Source organism: Ruminococcus sp. XPD3002 (genome assembly GCA_900119535.1).
In the GTDB taxonomy this organism is placed as follows: domain Bacteria; phylum Bacillota; class Clostridia; order Oscillospirales; family Ruminococcaceae; genus Ruminococcus; species Ruminococcus flavefaciens_H.
The window spans coordinates 56293-79128 of sequence record FPJT01000015.1 but is presented as its reverse complement, the minus strand read 5'-3'; the positions used below and the strand labels follow the sequence as shown (position 1 = coordinate 79128).

Here is a 22836-nt window from a genome sequence, read left to right as displayed (position 1 = left end):
AGAAGCTATCCCTCTCTCAAAGGCAGGTTGCTCACGTGTTACTCACCCGTCCGCCACTAAGAATACTCAGTAAACCAAATATTCTCCGTTCGACTTGCATGTGTTAAGCGTGCCGCCAGCGTTCGTCCTGAGCCAGGATCAAACTCTTTATAAAGTTGTATATTAAATCCTTTCGGACTTAAAATCAATCCTGTTCAATAACGCTTGCGTTATTACTGCGTTTTAAAGTCTTTGCTTGACTATTTCTTTGCTTTCTCAGCAAAGGAATCTCAAGGGTCGTTACTTTTTCTTGCATTGTTTAATTTTCAAGATGCTGTTCGCTCTCCCTCATGGGACAGCTTTAATATTATATCACAACTCGAACTCTTTGTCAAGTACTTTTTCAAAGTTTTTTCAAAAAAGTTTTTGTTGTGTACTGCTCTCTGAAAGCAGCTTTAATATTATATCACTTTCAAACTCGTTTGTCAAGTGCTTTTCGGAAATTTTCTTTCAAACTTCTCCCGAAGTCTTTCCTCTTTCACTCGCTCCCTCGTTCGACAGCTTTATTATTATATCATGCTTTCCTCACTTTGTCAAATAGAAACTTTCCCTATAGCACCGTATATTTATTGTTCAAATTGCTGTACTCGTTTTTATTCCCGTCCGCATAATTCCTGCCCTATTACATTATTAGTATAAAAATAGCTATTTTTGACTTGTATTTCTTTATTATATATGGTATTATGTAAGTACAAAGGTTAATATTAAAGTTGGTTTGCCGAGTTACGGCACTTAACTTGCGCTTAAATCAGCTTAATTTCAATTGCTAATGGAGGGATAACCTATGTTTAACCGCAAAAAATGGGTTGCTGCTGCTCTCGGCTTAGCTACTGCGGCAACTTCCATGGCTTCATTTGCTCCTGCAAATGCTGCCGAAACCGCTGATGAAGAGGTTCAGTTCTCTGCTCCTATCAGCGAGATAGTCGACGACTCAGGACTCGACATCGATTACGCCCGTGCTCTTCAGTATTCACTTTACTTCTATGACGCAAATATGTGCGGTGATACTGTTGACAACGACTCACGCCTTTCATGGAGAGGCAACTGCCATACCTACGATGCACACGTTCCTATGGTAAAATGGGACGGCCTTACAACTGCATCAAGCAAGGGCGGTACAAACCTCGATCCGTCATTCCTGAAACAATACGCTGATGTTCTCGATCCCGACGGCGACGGCACTATCGACGTTGCAGGCGGTTTCCACGATGCCGGCGACCACGTTGAGTTCGGTATGCCTGAAAACTATACCGCTGCTACTCTCGGCTGGGATTATTACGAATTCGGCGATGTTTTCAAGAAGCTCGAACAGGATGACCACATGGAGACTATTCTCCGTCATTTCAATGACTACCTCATGAAATGTACTTTCCTCGATGAAAGCGGAAAGGTCATCGCTCACTGTTATCAGGTCGGCGAAGGTAATATCGACCACGCTATCTGGAACAGCCCTGAGGTAGATACTATGCCTCGTCCTGCTTTCTTCCTTACTGCTGATAAGCCTCAGATAGACTACGCTGTTTCAGCTTGTGCTTCACTGGCTATCAACTACCTCAACTTCAAGGATTCAGATCCGGAGTATGCTGCAAAATCACTTAAGTACGCTAAGGCTCTCTGGGATTTCACTAACGAGGCTATCGACAAGATCGGCGATTCTACAAAGCTTCTTTCCGATAACGCTGACGGTCCGGGAGCATTCTACGGCTCATCCAAGTGGGAAGACGACTACTGCTGGGCTGCTGCATGGATGTATAAGGCTACAGAAGATGCAAGCGCTTTCGATTACGCTGTTAAGATCTTCGATTACTATGCTCCTTCAGGCTGGTGCTACTGCTGGAACGATATGTGGAGCGGTGCAGGCGTTATGTGGGCTGTTATAAACCAGGAACACCCTGAGCTCGACCTCGTTCAGAAGGTAAGAGACGCACAGGGCAAGAACCAGTACGTTTTCGATAACTTCTGGGATAACGACTGCGTCGGCAAGTGCCTTAAGACATGGCAGGCTCTTGAAACAAAGGGCGGTTTCGCTTACCTCAACCAGTGGGGAAGCTGCCGTTACAATACTGCAATGCAGATGATATGCCTCGTTCACGATAAGTATACCAACGACGGTAAACCCGGCGAGTGGGCTGAATGGGCTAAGAAGCAGATGAACTACGTTCTCGGCGACAATGATATCACTTACAAGGAAGAACCAAAGTACGCTGTTCTCGCAGGAAGAAACGGTACTCACGGTCCAAGAGCATTCATCGTTGGTTATAACGACAATGCTGTAAAGAATCCTCACCACCGTGCAGCTTCAGGTCTTCTTATGGCTGAAGATGCTCGTGAGCAGAGACACATCCTCTGGGGTGCTCTCGCAGGCGGTCCTGACGGAAGCGACGGTCACGACGACGCAACTAAGGACTGGGTTGAAAACGAAGTTACTATCGACTACAACGCTTGTCTCCCTGGCGCAGCAGCCGGTCTCTATGCTTTCTACGGCACTCCCGACATGGCTGTAACTCCTAACTTCCCTCCTGAGGACGAGAAGAGAGTTTACGGCGGCGGCGCAGGCGGCGAAGGCGGCAGCGGCTACTGGGTCGAAGCTTGCGGTATCGACAGCCGCAACGATGACGGTACAGGTGCTGTTGAGGTTTCACTTAAGGTCCTCTCAGGTGAGACTACTCCTTCAAAGAACCTCACTGTAAGATACTTCATCGATGCTTCAGAGGTCTCAGATCCTTCTATAATCGAGACAAAGAAGCTTTACGATCAGTCCGAAATGGAGATCGAGGGCGCTAAGTGTACTGTAAGTCCTATACAGAAGTACAAGAATTCCGACAGCATCTACTATGTAGAGCTTTCATGGGAAGACTGCACAATCGTTAACTCAGGCAAGAAGAGCCAGTTCTCTGTAGGTTTCTACGGAAAGGGCTATACAGATCCTGAGACTCATGCATATATAGTTTATAAGTGGGATCCTACAAACGACTACAGCTATGAGCACCTTAAGCTCGGCAAGAAGACAGACTTCTTCGCAGTTGACGATCCGCCTGAGGAGCGCTGCGATTACATCTGCGTTTACGATAACGGCGTTCTCGTTGGCGGTATAGAGCCTGACGGAACAAAGCCCGAGGAAAAGGAAGTTGCTACAAAGCCGGCTTCAACAAAGCCTGCTACTACAAAGCCAGTTGCTACAAAGCCTGTTGTTACAACTCCTGTAACTACAACAGCTAATTCTTCTGCTGATGTAACTCCGGGAAATACACCGGGCATAAACGCTTCAGGTCAGTCAGGAAAAACTATTTTCGGTGATGCTAATGAAGACGGCGAAGCTGAGCTTGCTGATGCTCTCCTCGTTCTTCAGTATGTAGCTAACGAAAAGAAGTATCCTCTCACAGATCAGGCTAAGCTCAATGCAGACTGCTATAACCCCGGCGACGGCGTTACAGCTAACGATGCACTTGCTATCCAGAAGCTTGATGCTAAGGTTATCAGCGCACTTCCTGTAAAGGAATAATGACTGATACAGAATAACATAAGAACAGCCCCGAAGCGTTTCTATAGCGCCTCGGGGCATTGTTTTATCTGTCACCGACAGTACATAAAAGGAGGACGCATAATACCTCCTCCTCAGCTTGTCTACATAGCCTGAAATCATTAATTCGGGGATTCTAAAGGGATACCATCCCTTTAGCGGATTCCAAAGGCAGAGCCTTTGGCAGGGTGTGGGACAGAGTCCCACATTACACAAAGCGCCCTCACTTGCAGGGCGTTCCCTGATGAACCCATTTTTTTACAAACTGAAAGGAGGATGCGCGGTGCATCCTCCCTTATTTTTATTCTTCTGTGCCTACTGATGCGATAACATCTGCAAGGAGATTTGCAGGTAACTGCTCGTATCTCAGGAATTCAAATGTGAAGCTTCCCATGCCTCTTGTTGTCTGGCGAAGATACATTGCAAAGTCGTGCATCTCTCTCATCGGAACCTCTGCTGTAATAACTGTATTGCCGTTTCCAGCAGGCTCCATTCCGAGAACTCTGCCGCGGCGCTTGTTGAGCTCGCCCATGATATCACCTGTGTTCTCGTCCGGAGCTGTAACGTTAAGCTCGCCTATCGGTTCAAGCATTACAGGATCTGCCTGACGGAGTCCCTCCTTGTATGCAAGTGAAGCGGCTGTCTTGAACGCCATTTCGGAAGAGTCTACAGGGTGGTATGAACCGTCCACCAGTATTGCCTTGAGTCCTACTACAGGGCATCCTGCGAGTACGCCCTTCTTGACTGAATCTTCGAGTCCCTTCTGAACTGCGGGGAAGTAGTTCTTCGGAACTGCGCCTCCGAATACCTTCTCCTCGAATACGAGCTCGTCGCTTACACAAGGCTCGAACTCGATCCATACATGACCGTACTGACCATGTCCGCCTGACTGCTTCTTGTGCTTGCCTTCAACCTTTACCTTCTTGCGGATAGTCTCCTTGTAAGCTATCTTAGGCACTGTGAGGTTGACGTCGGCACCGAACTTGCCTTTGAGCTTTGCAGCGGCAACTTCAAGGTGCTGTTCACCGAGTCCGCTGAGTATCTGTTCCTTTGTATTTTCATCCTGTATATAAGTAAGAGTGGGGTCTTCCTCTGTTATTCTCTGCATACTTGAAGAGATCTTAGCCTCGTCGCCCTGAGCCTTAGCCTTTACAGCCATTGAGTAGCACGGATGCGGGAACTCCATAGGAGCGAAGATAACAGGTCTTGAAGCATCACAGAGAGTGTCTCCTGTATTAGCTGTGATCTTTGAAGCTGCAACTATATCTCCTGCACTTGCGCTTGATATCTCTGTCTGCTTTTTTCCGCAGAGTGAATAGAGCTTTCCGACCTTTTCATTCGAGCCGGTCTTTGAGTTGAATACATCACTGTTTGCCTTAAGAGTACCTGACATTACTCTTATAAAGGACATCTTTCCTACGAACGGATCGGCGATAGTCTTGAAGATATATGCAGACATCGGATCAGCAGCCTCGCATGCAACTTCAACTGCATCTCCAGAAGGAGTCTCTGCAACTGCAACTGCTACCTCGTTAGGTGCAGGGAGAAGAAGCTCTATCTCCTTAAGGAGCATATCGATACCTGCAAGCTCTGTTGCGGAAGTACAAACAACAGGTGTGATGATACCCTTGTTCATACCGTCGTGGATACCGTCGATGAGTTCCTTCTGAGTGAAAGCTTCGCCCTCGAAGAATTTCTCCATAAGCTCATCCGAAGTCTCGGCAACAGCCTCTGAAACAGCTGCGATAAGTCCCTCGATACGATACTCGAACTTCTCCGAGATCTCAGCTGTAGGCATATCTATTTCAACCGCATTTCCCTTGCCGTCGTACTTGTAAGCCTTCATCTCAATAAGGTTTACGTAAGAAACGATCTGTCCGTTACTGATAACGGGTACTACTACAGGGCATACTGTAGGACCGAAAACTGTCTTGAGCTCTGTGAGAACGTTGAAGAAGTTAGCGTCCTTATCGTCTATCTTTGTAACCACGAACATTTTGGACTTGCCCTGCTTTACAGCCTCGTCGTAAGCCTTGCGTGCGCCTACCTTAACGCCTGACTTAGCTGAAACTGTTATCATAACTGTATCTGATGCACGAATACCCTCGATCATCTCAGCCGCAAAGTCGAACAGGCCCGGTGTATCGAGAAGGTTTACCTTATAATCGTTATATTCAAAAGATGCAAGTGAAGTGCTTATAGAAATACTTCTCTTGATCTCTTCAGGATCATAGTCGCAGACTGTTGTTCCGTCAGCAGTCTTTCCAAGACGGTCGGATGCTCCTGCCTTATAGAGCAGTGCCTCTGCCAAAGAGGTCTTACCCGAGCCGTTATGACCTGCAAATGCAATGTTTTTTATTTTACTAACAGCATATTCTTTCATTATTGATAACTCCCTTATAAAATTCTTTGCAGTATCGTAAACTACAGGTATAATTATATATTAATTAAGAATAAATTGCAATACTTTTACACTTTTTTCTACATATCCTATCACTCTTCACGTGTATAATTGTTTATTTTGTACATCAAAAACATTACTATTTGGCTTTTTTGTTTTGTTATTTACTCTGAGTATGATTATTGCTCCGTAGAGCATTATCCAGACTGTCAATACTGCGATAGCCTCGGTTAACAAATTGCACCCCGTTCCGAAGGTCCTCACAAGCAGCTCCGCTCCGTTGAGAGTAAGGAATGCATATGCCCCGGGAAGCAGTACCGTCCTGACGGGACGAAGGGGTACTCCGCCTGCCCTGAGTACCTTCACAAGACGCATAACGTTGCCGAAAATATTGCTTGCGTAGTAGGAAACTGCTATGCCGTAAAAACCGATACGGGGTACAAGTATCAGCACCGCCGATATCCTTATAACGTACTCCGCAAGATAATTCAGCGACGAAAAGGACTGCATCCCCATTCCCTTTATCATCGCTTCGAGAACTATCTCCATGTAGATAAAGGGCACTACAGGTGCGATATAACGTATCATACTGCCGCCAAGCTCTCCGCCGCCCATTACAGCGCCTATCATCCCTCCGAAGCGCATCAGTACCGCCGAAGCAAATACCGAATAGAGCATCGTGTATTCCACTATCTTTGCAGTCATGGAGCGTATACGTCCGCTGTTGCCCCCTGCCGAAGCCCTTGCGGACTCGCTGACTATCAGTCCCGAGACCGAACAGAGTACCACCGACGGAAAAAACAATGCAGGTATGACTATCGCTTCAAAGATACCGAAAAGACTCAGGGCGTCCGCAGTTGAATCGCCGTACTGACGCAGACAGGCAGGAATAAGTGCATCGTTCGTGCTGCTGAGGACTGCTGTGAGAAGTCCGCCGCCCATTATGGGGAAGGCAAGCTTCGCGTAGTCCCTCATGGTCAGAGTACTCCTGCCCGATGAAGGACTGCGGAGCTTAAGAAAGGCTGCCGCAAGAAACAGAAGTGAAGCCGTGTTTCCCGAGATAATGGATATTATAAGTGTACGGCAGATGTCGCCCTCGGAACAGGCTCCGACCACAAGAGTCATCGTCATTATCACAGCAGACCTTACCGCAAAATCAACTATGTCCGCAGCCGCAGCTATACCTGCTCTTCTCATGGCGTTGAAGTAACCCTTAAGGCAGGCGGAGACTGCCCCTGCAATAAGTGCGGCAGGCATCAGTCTCACGGATGCCGCCATGTCCGCACCGCTGAAAAACCGACTGCTGAGAGGTTCGGCACTAAACACGAGTACAGCCGAAACGATCCCACTCAGCAACAGGCAAAGCTTTATTCCGTGAGCAAGTACACCTTCGGGAGAACCGTTTTTCCTGCCTGTTTCCTCCGAAATCAGCCTACTGGTACACAGAAATGCGTTGCCGTTGGAGATTATCCCTGCAAGTCCGAGAAACGAACCCATAAGGGATAGGATACCTATTGCCTCCGCACCGAGTCTGCGAGTTATAAAAGCGTTCATGAACAGAGATGCTGTGTCAAGAAGAAGCTGCATAACGGTCAGCAGCAGAGTATCCCTGACTATTTTATTCTTTATCATCATTATTCCTCCATATCCTGTTTCTTAATCATATGAAGGAGAAGAATAAAAGATGAACTTCTTTTTCGGGGGAAACCTTTCTGAGGAAAGGTTCTCCCCCAAGCCCCCTTCCAAAGACTTTCTGCCCCAAATTTTCAGCCTTACAGGGTACTCTCTCATAGTATTACTAAAACGGTAGTTTACATGAGTACCCTGTAAGGCTGAAAATTTAAAGTGAAGGCTTTAAAAAGAAATTGAGAGAAACCCTTCTCAAAAGAGTTCCTCCCAATAAAAACATAGCTCTTATACATTATTTATCAAGCGGTTCGTCCATGAACTGTATATTCATGTCGACGTCGCCGTCTATACCTGCCATTCTGCCGTATGCGCTTGCCTGCCATATTGCATAGTCGCCGCTGTAGTTGGTCTCGTCCACATAGTGAGCAAGCCATACGGGACGATTCCTGCGGTTCTCCCACACGTTGTCAAGGAAGTTCTTGCTGCTGTAGAGCATTCCCTTGTAGCCTGCCTTTTCAAGCTCGTCGCAGAAGGCTTCAAATATATTGTTCAGGTCGTGAAGGCTCATGCCGTATTTCTGGAAATTGGACCACTCCTCCCAGTCGAAAGCTATCGGGAAATAGGGCTTTCTGCCGTCGAGAGTCTCAACTATCCAGCGAGCGTGTTCGCGGACTTTTTCTTCGGTGTTGTCTGTTGTGTAGAAGTACACTCCAACGTCAAGACCTGCCGCAGTAGCTTCCTGCATGTTCCTGTGGTAGTAGTCATCAAGCTTGACCTCGCTGTAGTAGTAACCCATTCGCATTATTACGAACTCCACTCCTGCTTCCTTTACCGCATTGTAGTCCACGTTGGTCTGCCATGCCGATACATCGATGCCGAATCTTGAATTCTCGTAGCTGTTGGCAGCCTTGAAGTCCGCAAAGTCCACACGGGCATTATTGTCCGCAGGCTTCGGTATCTCGCTGAGCACGAGAACTTCCAGATCCCAGTCCGTTCTGTTGCCCGAAGAATCGGTAACTATCGCCTTGACGGGGTAGTGTCCCACCTCATCTGTATTTACGTCGCCCTCGTATGTAAGTACGGGAGCCTTATCGTAGTTATCCGCAAATCCCACAATCTTTCCCAGGTCGAAAGGCTCGCCCTGCTTCGCATAGGGTTCCCAGCCCGAGTTTATCACAAGGGGCGGAGTTGTATCGACTACGTTGTACTTAACTTCCTTTTCGTAGCTTCCGCCCTCGTACTCAAAAGCGACCTTTATGGTCTTTTCGCCGAGATCGGAGGTGTCCGCTTCTTTTCCCTCGTCCTTTAGCTTGACGTTCGTATCGGGGAAAAGCTCCTTGTAGGAAACATGGCTGTAGACCTCCACATTTTCAAGTGGCTGGAGCTTCACCGAATCAGGGGGATCCTTCGGTACTGTTGTGGTTGTTACCGTGGCAGTTGATACCGCTGTAGTTGTTGCGGTCGAAGTTGTGGAAGATGTGGAGGTAGCCGAAGTGACCGCCGCATCTGTTGAAGTGTCCGCAGGCACTGTTCTTCCCGAGCATCCCGGAAGCATACAGCCTGCCGCAAAAATCAATCCAATAATGATCCTTTTCATATAATCCTCTTTGTTTCGTGTATTTTGTTCGTTTTATGCTATTATCACTTGCTGAGAAGTCTGTCAAGCATTACCTGTCTGCACTGTTTTTCAAGTGTATCGTCAAGCTTTTTCAGCTCGGTCTTTTCATCGGAACCTCTGTTCACGCAATAGCTTATCATGTAGTCTGCTATCTCGGGATTCTTGGAAAGGCAGGGACCGTGAGAGTAGGTCGCAATGACGTTTTTCTCGAAGTATCCCTCATACTTGCTCTTACTGCAATTGCCGTTTCCGCAGAGGACTTCACCAAGGGGAGTTTTTACTCCCTGAGTCTGTCCGCCGTGATTCTCGAATCCGACCATATCCACGGTCTCGCCCGTAAAAGTCGTCCTTATGACGATATTGCCTATACAGCGGAGCTTTCTGCTGTCAGGTGCAACAGTGAAGTAGTCGAAGAGTCCGAGTCCGGGGATGTCATTTCCGTCGGCATCACGGTAGTACTTTCCCATAAGCTGGTAGCCTCCGCAGATAAGGAACAGGAAAGTTCCCGATTCATAGGCTTTCTTTATGCCCTCCCTGCATTTCAGAAGGTCAGCGGAGATGTGCTGCTGTTCGAGGTCCGCACCGCCGCCGATGTAGATAAGGTCGTATGATGCAAAGTCAGGCATTTCGCTGTCGATAGAGTAGGTATCCACCTGACAGTCTATCCCCCGCATCCTGCATCTGTAGCCTATGACCTCCATGTTGCCGCTGTCGCCGTAGAGGTCGAGCATATCCGCATACATATGAAGTATCTTAACCGTTTTCATTATGCTCACCTCCGTGCTTTTCGATGTAGCGCTTAAGAGCGCTTCTTGTCGGCTGAACTGCCGTGTAGTTCGCAATAACGAACTTCCTGCCCTCTGTACGTGCAAGCTCCTCAACAGCCTCGTCAAGGTCCGGCTTGACCACTATCTTTGAAGCATCGTAGCCCGAACACTTTATCCTTACTGCAATATCATATGCTCTTGTACCCGAGGTAACAACTCTCGTTACACGCTCGAAAATGCTGAAATTGATATCCCATATCCATGAAACGTCCAGACCGTCCGCAACGTTGTCGTTAAGGACGAAGAGAAGCTCCTTTTCGCCCTGCATCTCGTTCATTACACGGAGAGTCATATTCGCTCCGACGGGATTCTTTGCAAGGTTGAGAGTTGCATGTCTGTCCCCGAGCATGAAGCTTTCCATTCTGCCGTTGTTGACTGTGTAGTTGTTTATGACGTTCTCTGTCACCTCACTGCTGATATTGTAGAGCTTTGCCGCAGATGCAACAGCGGTCATGTTGTATACGTTGTAGATGCTGTTGAGCTTCGGAGAATACTCATGACCGTCCGCAGTGAAAACAGGCTTTTCAAGGTCGATGTCCTTTGCGGTCATATACGGCTCGTTATTACCGAATCCGCAGTTATTGCAGCGGAACTTTCCTATGTGGGAGTACTGATAGTAGTCGTACTCCAGCGCTTCGCCGCAGAAGGGACAGAAGCGTCCCTCGGAAGCCTCGAATATCTCCTTTGTGGCAAAGGCATATGGCTCTGCGTGGAAGTATTTCACGTTCTTGTTATCGGGGTTCGCCCTTCCGAGACGAGCGGTATTCGGATCGTCGCCGTTGAGGATGAGGTTGCCGCTGAAGGTCTTGCAGAAACCGTTTATCTTCTGTATGAGAGTTTCCATTTCGCCGTTGCGGTCGAGCTGGTCACGGAAGAAATTCAGCACCACCAGTGTTTCAAGCTTCTGCTGTGAGTATACAACGGGTACATGTGATTCGTCCGTTTCGAGTATCAGGTAGTCCGCATCCACCTTTCCCGACATATCGCAGTGGCGGAGCAGCAGGGAGCATATACCCGTATCGAGGTTGTTGCCCTCTTTGTTGATGATTATTTTTTTGCCGCTCTGTTCAAAGAGCTGAGCGATGCAGTTGGTAACAGATGTCTTGCCGTTGGTTCCTGTTACAGCGATTATCGGGCAATCCACCTTAAACATCTTACAGCACTTCCCGCGGGTAAGGTGCCACAGCACGATACCCGGAAGGTTGCCTGCATTGCGTCCCAGAAGCCTGAGTACGCCAACTATGATCTTTCCGATAATGATCAGTAATCTGTTCAAAATTATTCTCCTATCATTCTGAATATGAAACTCTGCCGTCCTCGCTGAGGTCTATATATCCGCTGTTCTTTGCGGAACGTATTCCCAGTGAGACAGCTGTCTCGATAGTGGGACTTACCCTCGCAAAGCCGAAAAGATGAGCAGTTTCACGGATAAGGTCCTCTCTCGTCATGGAAACCTGACGGGACATGATTAGCTTTATTCCAACAGCTGTCTCCTCGGGAGCGATATCGTCCATATTCCTTTTATTCTCGTCAGAGCAAACCGCTCTGCATTTGTCAAAGCGCTCGGGACTCTGTTCCGCAAGCCATAAGAACTCGTTCTCGCCTGCGGAAGTGATCTTTGCTCCCGACCTGCTTACAGCATCTTCAACAAGCTTCTTTGAGGAAGCTGATGCCCTCGGCACATCGAAGCAGGCGTAGACCTTCTTGGTCAGAGCGTTCCTGCTTATGGGCGCTTCCGCCTGTAGTATATCCCTTACACAGGCTAATATCTTCGCACTGTTCGCATCGGTGAATGTTGTAGACTTTCCGTAGGACTTCACCTTGAATGGCACATATTTGTCGCAGAGGTCCGAAAGCTCACTTACCTCCTCCTTCTCGAAAACAAGCTCCTGCTTTGGTTTTTCCTCAGCCTTCGGGGCAGTTTCGGGGTGGCGGTATCTTTCGAGTGCTTCTGCAACAGCGTCCTCTATTTTCTTGACGGTCTTTTCCTTGTTGTCCAGCCAGTCGAGGATGTACACGTTCATGACGTTCCAGCCAAGTCCCTCAAGAACTCCCGCCTGGGAGATATGTCTGTCCTTTGAGGTCCCGTTGATATAGTTGGACTTTCCGCCGCAGTTTATTCCCAGTATGTACTTCTCGGGATCGTCGGGGTTGACCACTGCAACGTCCACCTTATAGTTGGAGCATCCGACCAGTGTATCTGCGCTGTAGCCGCGCTTTTTCAGCTCCTCAGCCACAACGGACTCGAAGCCGTTTCCGCCTGAAGCGGTATTACCCTTTATTGCCAGAGCACTTCTGCCCTTTGCCGCAAATTCAAGGAATCCCTTAAGACCTTCAACGCCGTCCGAACGTGTTCTTGAAAGGTCTATCATATCGGGAGTTATAACAGAGAATACTATCATCTCGCACTTTGAACGTGAGATAGCAACGTTGAGACGTCTCCAGCCGCCGTCACGGTTAAGAGGACCGAAGTTCATTGACACCTTGCCCTCCTTGTCGGGACCGTAGCCGATAGAGAAGAGGATAACGTCACGCTCATCACCCTGAACGTTTTCGAGGTTCTTGATGAGTATCGGTTCATACTGCTCGTTTGCCCATGTTTCAAGCTCGGGACGCTCACGGAAGGCATCTGTGAGCATATCGTCCACAAGGTTCTGCTGAGGAAGGCTGAATGTTACTACGCCGATGCTCTGCTTTCTGAGCTGCGGATCTTCAAGACGGCGGGCGATCTCTTCAACGATAGCCTTTGCCTCCGCCTTGTTTGTACGTGTGGAGCTCTTGTCGTAATAGCCGTCAACGTGTACCCAGCTGACCATTGACTTCCTGTCATCGGGAGACGGGAACGTGAACAGCTTGTTCTCGTAGTATTTCGCATTGCTGTAGGCAATAAGGCTCTCGTGTCTTGAACGGTAATGCCAGAGAAGATGCTGCTGCGGCATAGAAAGTGCAAGACAGTCATCCAGTACGCTTTCAAGGTCCTCTTTTTCGTAGTTCTCCTCATCGGTCTGGTTGGACGAGAAGAAGCTTGTAGGCGGAAGCTGTTTCGGATCGCCTACGACTATAACGTTCTCGCCTCGTGCGATAGCGCCCACTGCCTCGCAGGTAGGAAGCTGTGAAGCCTCGTCGAAGATAACAAGGTCGAACTTCGGATAGGAAGGATCGATGTACTGTGCAACCGAGATAGGACTCATGAGCATTACGGGACACATCCTGCGGAGGAGGTTCGGTATGCTGTCGAAGAGCTTGCGTATGGACATCATGCGTCCGTTGCTCTTTATCGCCTTCTGGAGTATTCCTATCTCGGAGCTTGCTGCGGACGAGCCGGGAGTCGGTATCTTAGCCGAAAGCTCTGCCACAAGCTCGTTTATGGTAAGTGTTGAGAACTTGTCAAGTACCTCACCGTATTTTCTTATGGTCTCCTCAAAGAGCGCACCCTGGAACTTCGCAAGTGCAGGTACCGTGGAGATAGTGTCTGTTACCAGCGCACGGCAAAGGTCGCTGTCAAATGAGCTTATAAGCTCCGAGGTCTTTACCTTGCCGCTGAGGTAGTTATCCGCAACATTGCCGATGCCCATTTCGTTGAGCTTCTCGCTGAGTGTGACTATACCGGTCCACTCCTTGAGCTGCGGAAGTGCGGAAATAATGCCGTCAGCCGCAGTTACAGCGTCCTCTGCCCAGTTTTCGCCCTGAGTGAAGGCATCGCAGTCTATGCGGAACTTCTCTGAAAGCGTCTCAACTGTCCTGCCGAGACGTCCGTTATCCTCAGTCAGTTTCTCAACAGCCGACTTGTTGGACTGCTTGTCCGAAGGGGTTCCGAAGTGCTGAGTTACATACTCCGCAAGCTTTTTCTTTGCCTCGGGAGCAAGGGTGGAAGCGTTCAGCTTATCGCGGAGTCCCTGTGAAAGTTCAACTGCACGGGAAGCCATATCCCAGTCGGTCTCCTCACCGTTCCATATGGCACCGAATATGCCTGTAAGCTCCGTGGGAGCGTTCTTTATCACATTGCTCAGCTCGCCGAGTCGGTTCAGCTTGACGTAATGCTCTGCGATGTTGTCCTTTGTGACAGTCCCCGAAGCCTTTGCGTGAGCCGCAAGCTCCTTCACCAGCTTTTTGGTTTTGAAAAACTTCGGCAGGAACCATTTGCTCTGTGCCGTCTTCCAGTTGACAAGTGCGCCGTTTACGTCGTATGCAAGGACGGTATTCTCGAACTTGTCAAGGACCTCTCCCCTGACTTCCTTAAGTCCCCGTCCGCTCTCGATGAGCTTATCAGCCTGTTCTCTGCGAATATCCCAGTCGCCGCCGCTTACGACCTGCGGAAGGATGTATCCGTCGCCGAGAGCATCGGTCAGTATCTCCGATACCGCCATGCACTGTGAAAGGCTGAGCTTGTCCGAACCTGTTATGCCGCAGAGCTCCGTGGTATGTCCGCTTGCCGAAGCCACGTTGCCCTTGAACTCGTCAAGAGCCGCCGCAACAGCGTCCCTTGTTTCGGGGGTACACTCTGTAAGACGGCAGTATTTCAGCGGAGTTGAGGTAACGTCCCCGAACTCTGCACCTGCTGCGGCGAGACTTTCAAGCTGTCCCTTCCAGCCGCTGTAGGTGGTCTCGTTCATAAGGTCCAGCTGGGACCTGCTGAAGCTGAATTTTCCGCCGTATTCCTTTGACTGCTCGTATCTTACTGCCGCATCGTAGAGGGACATGCCGTAGCTTCTTACCTTGTGTATCTCCTCCATAGTGCCGTTCAGTTCTGCCCTGAGTTCGCTTATCTTGTCCGCCTGAGCCTTGTACTCTCCCGGCTCTTTCACCTTGCCTACGTTGAGAGTCTCTTCAAGCTGTTTCAGTACGGCACGTTTCTGCGCCTTGTTGGAGTGGAGCTCCAGACAGAAGGGACCGAGTCCTATTTTATTCAGACGCTTCTCAACTACCTCCAGCGCAGCCATTTTCTCGGCTACGAAAAGGACGGTCTTGCCGTGGTGGAGAGCGTTTGCTATCATGTTTGTGATGGTCTGGGATTTTCCCGAACCGGGAGGTCCGTGAAGTACGAAGCTGTTGCCCGAATTAGCCGCATATACCGCCGCAAGCTGTGAAGAATCCGCCGCAACAGGTACAGCCAGATCGGTTGGAGCAATTTTGTTATCCAGCGAAAGGGGCGACATGTCGATGTTTTCGCCTTCCCACTCGGTCTTGCCCGAGATAAGGCTCGCAACTACCTTGTTCTTTGCAAGCTCGTCGGCACGGTTGCGGATGTCGTTCCACATTATGAATCGGGTGAAGGAGAACTGTCCCACGAAGGCGTATTCCTCGATATCCCAGCGGTTCTTAGCCATTATCCCCTGACGGATGGTGTTGAAGATGAGCTGTAGGTTCACGCCGTTCTCGTCCTCGGGAACAGGATCGAGACCGTTTATGTTTATGCCGAAGAACTGCCTGAGCATCTCCAGCATCGTGATATTCACCTGTGTGTCCTCGTCACGTACTTTTATGGAGTAGGACTTGTCCTGTACCTTGCGGATTATGTCAACAGGCACAAGCACGAGAGGAGCATATCTTGCCTTGTCGCTCTTGTCCGTTTCGTACCAGCGGAGGAATCCCATTGCGATGTATATGGTGTTTGCACCGTTTTCCTCGATGCTGACCTTCGCCATGCGGACAAGCTTCTTCATTATCTTGTCCAGCTCGGACTCGGAAAGGAATGTGCGTATCCTTCTGCTCTTGAACTCTGATTCCGCTATTGCAGAAATGTGCTCCTTATCGTTTTCAAGCTCGAATATCTTGCTGTCCGAGACCTCAAGGCTCATATCGTTCGGAACAGGCATTATCCTGAATTCTTCACCGTTGGCTATCTCGTCCTCGAGAACTCCCATATCGGTTATCATGAGCTGTACGCTTGAAGATGTGGGACGGAAGTTCAGAAGGCTGTTCCTGAGACTGAGGTCAAGGAGCTTTCTCTCCCATATCATCTGCTTTGTGACCTCTTTTGGTTCTGCGTCCGGTACCACATCGCCTATGATATCTATTTCGTTAGGCGCATCGGTTATCTCCTTGCGCTTGCGCTCGCCGTAGTCCACTGCCTTGAAGCTTCCTCCCTCTGCTACACGGGAAGGCATGGGACGTATTCCGCTTGAACGGGTGCGGATAACGTCTATTGCAAATAAGAATTCCGCAGGATCGGAAAGATAAGCTGCCGCATGTGACTCGGAATCGTCGAAATCAACGCTCCTGCCTGCAACGAATTCCGTACACTCCACAAGGCTGATGGCATTTATGCCCTTTGCAATGCGCTTTGTTATGGCAGATACATCGTATTGCAGACAGTCGGGGAAGGTCTCGTTGCTGAGCCAGCATCCTGCGAAAGCGTGTCCCCTGACGAGGCAGATAAGTGGATTGAGACCGATATTTTCAAGGCAGGTGCAGTAAAGCACAGTAAGGTCGAGACAGGTGCCTGCCTTGCCTTCGAGAACTGCATCGGGAGTTCGTATGCGCTGAGCTGTTTCATAGCTTGCAGGGGGCATGGTGTAGGCGATGTTCTCCGCCTGAAGAGCCGCATATATCGCTCCCATCTGCTGTTTTACTATATTTGCGTTGCGGGACTGATATCCCGTGAAAGCAGGATCGCCCGTCCACTTCTGAAGGAAAAGGCTTGCCTTTGATATTATCTCCTGCACCTTCGGGTGGTTCGGAGTAATGAAAGCCGCCGCAGTTTCGGGCATGAAGTTCACACCTGTCCACTGATCGTAGGCGAGAAGCTCTATGGACCTTACCTCAGATGCGATTACCTCGTCGCCTTTCAGCGCTTCTATGGTAACGCTTCCAACGAGTTTTTCCGTAAGCGAGAAGAGGTAGTCCGCAGACATGACTATATTCACGGGAGCTATCTCTACAGGCTGTGAGGGAGGCAGGGTAACTGCCGCCGACTCGAAAACATTTGCAAATTCAGGCTCGAACCTGACTCTTATATGAACATCATCGATAGTGGAATCGGTAATATTGGTCATTGTGATGCTGCGGAAAACAGGCACATAATTCTGCTGCATAGCAAAGTTGATCTGAGCTGTCATGCATCCGCCGAAGGTGATCATGTTATCCATATCCTGCTCCTTCCGCCCATTGGGGCTAAAAAAATGGTACTATTATTAATAATACCATATCCGAGCAGATTTTACAATATTTTTTGCAAAAATTATATGGATTATTTGAGGAAAATCCTTTTGAAAAATGGTTCTTTCTCAAACTCCTTTCCTAAAGCTTTCTGCCCCAGATTTTCAGCCTTACAGGGTACTCACTCACAGTATCATTAAACCGTCAGATTTATTCGGGTACCCTGTAAGACTGAAAATTCAAAGTAAAAGCTCAGAAAAAAATCAGGGAAATCTCTCATCAAAAAGATTCCCCTGATAATCACATAAAGACTTATATATCAATACGACAAGAACATCACTGATGTACTCATCAAAGCAGTGTAATACCGTTCTCGGCGCACTTCTCTATCATATCATCAGGCCATATTGAGGACTGAACCTCGCCGATATGAGCCTTTTCGAGAAGCAGCATACAGAGTCTTGACTGTCCGATACCGCCGCCTATTGTAAGGGGAAGTGTACCGTCAGCTATCATCTGGTGATACTTGTACTGCATCCTGTCCTCTGCGCCGCACTCTGCAAGCTGTGCCTTAAGTGAATCGGCATCAACACGGATACCCATTGAGGATATCTCCAGAGAATCGTCAAGAACCTCGTTCCATACAAGGATATCGCCGTTCAGTGACCAGTCATCATAGTCGGGAGCGCGTCCGTCGTGCTTTTCGCCGCTTGAAAGCTTTCCGCCGATACCCATAAGGAATACGGTCTTATGCTCTTTGGTTATGAGTCTTTCACGCTCGTGACCTGTCTTGTCGGGGTACATATCTTCAAGCTCCTGAGTTGTGATGAAGTAAGGCTCGTCACATATCTCACCTGCAAGCTGAGGATAGCGGAGTCCGACCTTGCGCTTTGTGTAGGCAACTGCCTTGACTACGGACTTTACTGTATCCTTAAGGAACTGTATGCTGCGCTGTTCACGGCTTATAACCTTTTCCCAGTCCCACTGGTCAACGAAGATAGAGTGGATGTTGTCTGTATCGTCATCACGGCGGATAGCGTTCATATCGGTGTAGATGCCCTCGCCGACATTGTAGCCGTAGCGGTAGAGTGCCATACGCTTCCATTTAGCCAGGGACTGTACTACTTCGCCCTCGCCGTCTATTTCCTTGATAGTGAAATCGACCTTGCGCTCAACGCCGTTAAGGTCGTCGTTGATACCGCTGCCCTTTCTTACGATAAGCGGAGCAGATACGCGGTCAAGAGTAAGAGCAAATGAGAGTGCCTGCTGGAAGATATCCTTGATATACTTGATCGCATGCTGGGTTTCTCTCAGTGTGAGAGCTGACTTGTAGCCCTCGGGGATGTACAGTGATCTTGACATATAAATCACTTTCCTTTCTGGATTATTGATATTTAGAACAGATGGCAGCGCCATTGATGCCTTCTGAGCTTAACTAATAAAGGCAAAAGGTGTTCCGACCTCTTAACAGGAACGGAACACCTTTGTTCTTCTTATGCAATTATTATACACCCGAATTGCATAATTGTCAAGAGTTTTCTTGATTATTTTTTTGATAGGATACCATCTTCATCTGATTATCGGATAGAACCTACAGTTCTCGGGAAGAGGATAACATCACGGATATTAGCCATACCTGTTGTATACATGATGAGTCTCTCGAAGCCGAGACCGAATCCGCCGTGAGGTACTGTTCCGTACTTGCGGAGGTCGAGGTAATCAGCATAGAGGTCGAGGTTCATGTCTCTTTCCTTCATTGCTGCAACGAGCTTATCGTAGTCAGCCTCACGCTCACTTCCTCCGATTATCTCACCTACTCCGGGAACAAGAAGGTCAACTGCGGCAACAGTCTTGCCGTCTGCATTCTGCTTCATGTAGAAGGACTTTATCTCCTTTGGATAGTCTGTAACGAATACAGCCTTCTTGAACACCTTCTCTGAGAGGTATCTCTCGTGCTCTGTCTGGAGGTCGCAGCCCCATTCTACAGGGTAAACGAAGTCCTCACCCGACTTTTTAAGGAGCTCGATAGCTTCTGTGTAGGTAACTCTGCCGAACTCGTGAGAGATAAGCTCTTCAAGACGTGCTTTGAGTCCCTTTTCAAAGTGTGCATCAAAGAATGCTATCTCGTCGGGACACTTTTCAAGGAGCTTGCCGATAACGTACTTCACCATGCTCTCTGCTATCTCGATAACGTCATCGAGCTCTGCAAAAGCAACCTCGGGTTCGATGTGCCAGAATTCAGCAAGGTGCTTAGGAGTGTTGGAGTTCTCGGCACGGAATGAAGGTCCGAATGTGTATATCTTTCCCATAGCTGTTGCAGCCATTTCGCCTTCAAGCTGACCTGATACGCTGAGTCCTGCCTTCTTGCCGAAGAAATCGTCTGCGTAGTAAGACTCGGCATCCTTATACTCGTTATTGTAACCGATAGTTGTTACCTGGAACATCTCACCTGCGCCCTCGCAGTCGCTTCCTGTGATGAGGGGAGTATTTACGTAAACGTAGTTATTGCTCTGGAAGTATTCGTGTATTGCGGCAGCAAGTACGGAACGTACTCTCATAACTGCATTGAAAGTATTCGTTCTGCCTCTGAGGTGAGGGATAGTACGGAGGAATTCCAGTGTATGTCCCTTCTTCTGGAGCGGATAATCTGTTGGAGCATCGCCGAATATCTCGATATTTCTGGGTTCGGTGCATATCTCGCAGGTATTGTTTCTGCCTTCAACTACTTTACCGGTAACCTTTAATGAAGTGCCGACTCTCGGCTCCTTGTAGTCAGGACAGCCGCCCTTGTCAACAACTACCTGAACGTTTTTCAGTGAAGTTCCGTCGTTTACCTCAACAAAGGCAACGAACTTTGAGTTTCTTGAAGTACGCACCCAGCCGCAGACTGTAACTGTCTTTTCGACGTACTCCTTTGATGTTATGATCTCTTTTACATCGATGTGCTTCATAATGATCTTTCCCTTCGTAATAATTTTTTTATCAGAACGGATAAAACAAAAACTCCCGCCCTGAATAAACAGGACGGGAGAATAATACCCGTGGTGCCACCTGACATTACCGCTGATGCAGGATCGGGACTGTAAGTCCTCCGAACAAAAGCGATCACTCTTGTCTGCTGTAACGTGCAGAAAACGGCGCCCCTACTGAGCTTTTGAGCTGTTCGGTTAACTGCTCGGGAGTGTTATTCACATGAACTCTGCTATGCGGCTCTCACCTTTTCCGCACTCTCTGAGAACGATCTTTCATGCTACTTCTCTCCGTCGTTGCATTTCATGTTATTATTCTATCACGCCTTTCCGGGAATGTCAAGTGTTTTTTTAATATTATTGCTCCGCGGATCATGTTCTGTAGACGTCATAAGGGAACGCTCTCTCTTGCAGGGCGCTTTTCGGATAGTGGGGCTTTGCCCCACACCCCACCGGAGGCGCTGCCTCCGGACTCCGGCAGGGAGTGAGCTACTCCCTGCACCCCGCTTATTCGCGTCATGATTCGCTTCATACCGCAAATTCTCAGCCCGACCGGTAGTAATAAATAGCAAAGAAAATGCTATTTCCGTGTAATATTAATCCAGCAATACATCAACCGATGAATCTATTGTCATTGAATCAGGTTCAACTATACAATCATATGCAGCTATGTTGACTCCCCTGCGCTGTGCTTCTGCAAGCGCCTCGCCGAACTGCGGATGAGTTGCGTTGTTCGGACGGAACAGGTGCATCCCCTTCATCTGTATCACGAACAGGACATATGCCTCATAGCCTTCGTTTATGCACTCCGCAAGCTCCCTTACGTGCTTAAGTCCTCTTTCAGTGGGCGCATCGGGGAACATGGCAACGCCCTCCCGTTCGAGAGTGACGCCCTTGACTTCAAGGAAAATCCGCCTTTCGCCCTGTTCGATATAGAAATCGAACCGTGAATCCCTGTAGCGCACCTCACTGCGTACAGATGCCCCTTCACCAAAGAGTCCGCCCGACCTGAGCCACTCCCCTGCCGCCTTGTTAGGTGCCTGAGAGTCCATATTTATCAGTATTTTACTGCCGTCATCAAGGACCTTCTCCACGGCGATAAGGTCATAACGAGTCCTGCGGTCGGGGTTATCGGCTTCCGCAAGGTATACAGACGCATCGGGCAGAAGAAGCTCCCTGCACCTGCCCGTATTCTTTACATGTACCATTTCTTCGCTTCCGCCGACCAAAACTATCGCTGTAAACCGATCGGGACGGCTGATGAACCGTCCCGGAATAACTTTTCTGTATCTCATAGGAAAAATGTGCTGATGTTGTGTTCGCGGGCGTAGCGCTCCGCTTTCTTCCTGTTTATCTGTTTGAGGATCCTGATTATCATTTTATTGCCCTTCTTGAATGCCTCGATAGGAGCATTCGGATCCTCCATTTCGGTAATTATAACGTTCACAACGCTGTCGCATCCGCTGAATGCATCATCACGGATGTCCTTGGTCTTAAGGCTGAGAGTTATATCTATCAGATTCTGGCAGGCATAGAACGCCCAGCTTCCTACAGCCTTAACAGTCGGAGGGATAGTTACCTCCTCAAGATTCCTGCACCATGCGAACGCACTTTCGCCGATAGTCGTAACAGAATCGGAAATGACTATCTTTTTAAGTCCGTAGCACTCCGAGAACGCCGCATTTCCGATGACCTCAACAGGGTTCGAGATGATAACGCGGTTAAGGTTCCTGCAAGCAAAGAAGCAGAGGTCGCTTATACGCTTTATCTTGCTCGGGAAAATGACCTTGCGTATCGAACTGCATCTGCCGAATGCGCCTTTTCCCAGTGAACGCAGTGAATCAGGGAAGTTGACTTCGCCGAGGTGGGTACACTTCAGGAAGGCGTTATCGCCGATAGTTTCGAGGTTTTTGGAGAAAACTATCTCTTCAAGGTGAGTGCAGTGTGCAAAGGCGAACTTATCCACGGTCTTAACGCTGTCGGACATGATTATCTTCTTTGCCGATTCGTTTCCGCGGAAGGCATACTTGCCGATAGTAACGATGCTGTCGGGTATCGTAACGACCTCGGTAGTACCTATGTACTTTATCAGCAGTCCGTTTTTGCCGACTGCCATGTTATTGATATCGTCTATCTCGATAGACTCATCGAACTCTAAATTATCCTCTTTGAGGATAGCGGTAAGCTCTTCCTCTGTAGGTTTCCGCTGTTTTTTGTCCGCTTCGGACTTGGGCGCAGTCTTCTCCGCAGGCTTGTTTTCCTGCTTTGACTGCTGTTTCGGTTCGGACTTAGGTGCAGTCTTTTCCACAGGCTTGCTTTCCTGCTTTGACTGCTGTTTCGGTTCGGACTTGGGGGCAGTCTTCTCTACAGGCTTCTCTTCCTGCTTGGACTGCTGTTTCTGCTCGGACTTGGACGCAGCCTTTTCCGCAGGCTTGTTTTCCTGCTTGGACTGCTGTTTCGGTTCGGACTTGGGCGCAGTTTTATCAACAGGCTTGCTTTCCTGTTTAGGCTGCTGTTTCGGTTCGGACTTGGGGACAGTCTTCTCCGAAGGCTTGCTTTCCTGTTTAGGCTGCTGTTTCGGTTCGGACTTGGGGACAGTCTTCTCCGCAGGCTTTGCCTCCTGTTTGGACTGCGGCTTCTGCTCGGACTTGGGCGCAGTCTTCTCTACAGGCTTTTCTTCCTGTTTAGACTGCGGCTTCTGTTCGGACTTGGGGACAGTCTTTTCCGCAGGCTTG

The 22836-nt window shown here is 48.8% G+C and carries 11 protein-coding genes, 1 rRNA gene and 1 other annotated feature; of the genes, 1 reads left to right on the top strand and 11 read right to left on the bottom strand.

Annotation, left to right across the window (positions count from 1 at the left end):
* Positions 1-154 (bottom strand): 16S ribosomal RNA (locus BT127_RS12830); the annotation flags it as partial.
* A gap of 669 nt (positions 155-823) precedes the next feature.
* On the opposite strand from BT127_RS12830, the gene BT127_RS12825 reads away from it, so the two are divergent.
* Entirely contained in the window at positions 824-3541 is a 2718-nt protein-coding gene (locus BT127_RS12825; RefSeq protein WP_075425378.1) for a glycoside hydrolase family 9 protein, read from the top strand.
* Positions 3542-3860: 319 nt separating this feature from the next.
* Here BT127_RS12825 and BT127_RS12820 read toward each other — a convergent pair whose 3' ends face one another.
* The 10 genes from BT127_RS12820 to BT127_RS12775 form a co-directional block, all read right to left on the bottom strand.
* Positions 3861-5942, bottom strand: a complete 2082-nt coding sequence (locus tag BT127_RS12820) for an elongation factor G (protein WP_075425377.1) — start codon at positions 5940-5942, stop codon at positions 3861-3863.
* Positions 5943-6059: 117 nt separating this feature from the next.
* Entirely contained in the window at positions 6060-7592 is a 1533-nt protein-coding gene (locus BT127_RS12815) for an oligosaccharide flippase family protein (protein ID WP_082335042.1), read from the bottom strand.
* Between the two features lie 289 nt (positions 7593-7881).
* A complete protein-coding gene (locus BT127_RS12810; protein ID WP_075425375.1) occupies positions 7882-9186 on the bottom strand; it encodes a GH25 family lysozyme in 1305 nt (434 codons plus the stop codon).
* A 44-nt stretch (positions 9187-9230) separates the two neighbouring features.
* The gene (locus tag BT127_RS12805) at positions 9231-9974 is read right to left on the bottom strand and encodes a type 1 glutamine amidotransferase (RefSeq protein WP_075425374.1); all 744 of its coding nucleotides are present in this window, start codon (positions 9972-9974) and stop codon (positions 9231-9233) included.
* The gene (locus BT127_RS12800; protein WP_075425373.1) at positions 9961-11310 is read right to left on the bottom strand and encodes a MurT ligase domain-containing protein; all 1350 of its coding nucleotides are present in this window, start codon (positions 11308-11310) and stop codon (positions 9961-9963) included. Before BT127_RS12800 ends, BT127_RS12805 begins: the two co-directional genes overlap by 14 nt.
* Positions 11311-11323: 13 nt before the next feature.
* Positions 11324-17122 (bottom strand): anti-phage protein ProA, encoded by a 5799-nt coding sequence (gene proA, locus BT127_RS12795; RefSeq protein WP_075425372.1) that lies wholly within the window; start codon positions 17120-17122, stop codon positions 11324-11326.
* Between the two features lie 361 nt (positions 17123-17483).
* Positions 17484-18494 (bottom strand): aspartate--ammonia ligase, encoded by a 1011-nt coding sequence (gene asnA, locus BT127_RS12790; RefSeq protein ID WP_075425371.1) that lies wholly within the window; start codon positions 18492-18494, stop codon positions 17484-17486.
* 215 nt (positions 18495-18709) lie between these two features.
* Complete coding sequence (gene asnS / locus BT127_RS12785; RefSeq protein WP_075425370.1) at positions 18710-20083, bottom strand: asparagine--tRNA ligase; 1374 nt, start codon at positions 20081-20083, stop codon at positions 18710-18712.
* 66 nt (positions 20084-20149) lie between these two features.
* Positions 20150-20408 (bottom strand) — a binding site (T-box leader).
* Between the two features lie 289 nt (positions 20409-20697).
* Entirely contained in the window at positions 20698-21396 is a 699-nt protein-coding gene (gene sfsA / locus BT127_RS12780) for a DNA/RNA nuclease SfsA (RefSeq protein ID WP_075425369.1), read from the bottom strand.
* Positions 21393-22836, bottom strand: a 1444-nt coding sequence (locus BT127_RS12775; RefSeq protein WP_175541970.1) for a leucine-rich repeat domain-containing protein, incomplete at its 5' end; no start/stop codon positions are given. The genes sfsA and BT127_RS12775, both read right to left, overlap by 4 nt.

Bases quoted from the DNA above. Each gene is read 5' to 3' on its own strand.
- BT127_RS12825 (WP_075425378.1), top strand. From the start codon at position 824: ATGTTTAACCGCAAAAAATGGGTTGCTGCTGCTCTCGGCTTAGCTACT.
- BT127_RS12820 (WP_075425377.1), bottom strand. From the start codon at position 5,942: ATGAAAGAATATGCTGTTAGTAAAATAAAAAACATTGCATTTGCAGGT.
- BT127_RS12815 (WP_082335042.1), bottom strand. From the start codon at position 7,592: ATGATAAAGAATAAAATAGTCAGGGATACTCTGCTGCTGACCGTTATG.
- BT127_RS12810 (WP_075425375.1), bottom strand. From the start codon at position 9,186: ATGAAAAGGATCATTATTGGATTGATTTTTGCGGCAGGCTGTATGCTT.
- BT127_RS12805 (WP_075425374.1), bottom strand. From the start codon at position 9,974: ATGAAAACGGTTAAGATACTTCATATGTATGCGGATATGCTCGACCTC.
- proA (WP_075425372.1), bottom strand. From the start codon at position 17,122: ATGGATAACATGATCACCTTCGGCGGATGCATGACAGCTCAGATCAAC.
- asnA (WP_075425371.1), bottom strand. From the start codon at position 18,494: ATGTCAAGATCACTGTACATCCCCGAGGGCTACAAGTCAGCTCTCACA.
- asnS (WP_075425370.1), bottom strand. From the start codon at position 20,083: ATGAAGCACATCGATGTAAAAGAGATCATAACATCAAAGGAGTACGTC.
- sfsA (WP_075425369.1), bottom strand. From the start codon at position 21,396: ATGAGATACAGAAAAGTTATTCCGGGACGGTTCATCAGCCGTCCCGAT.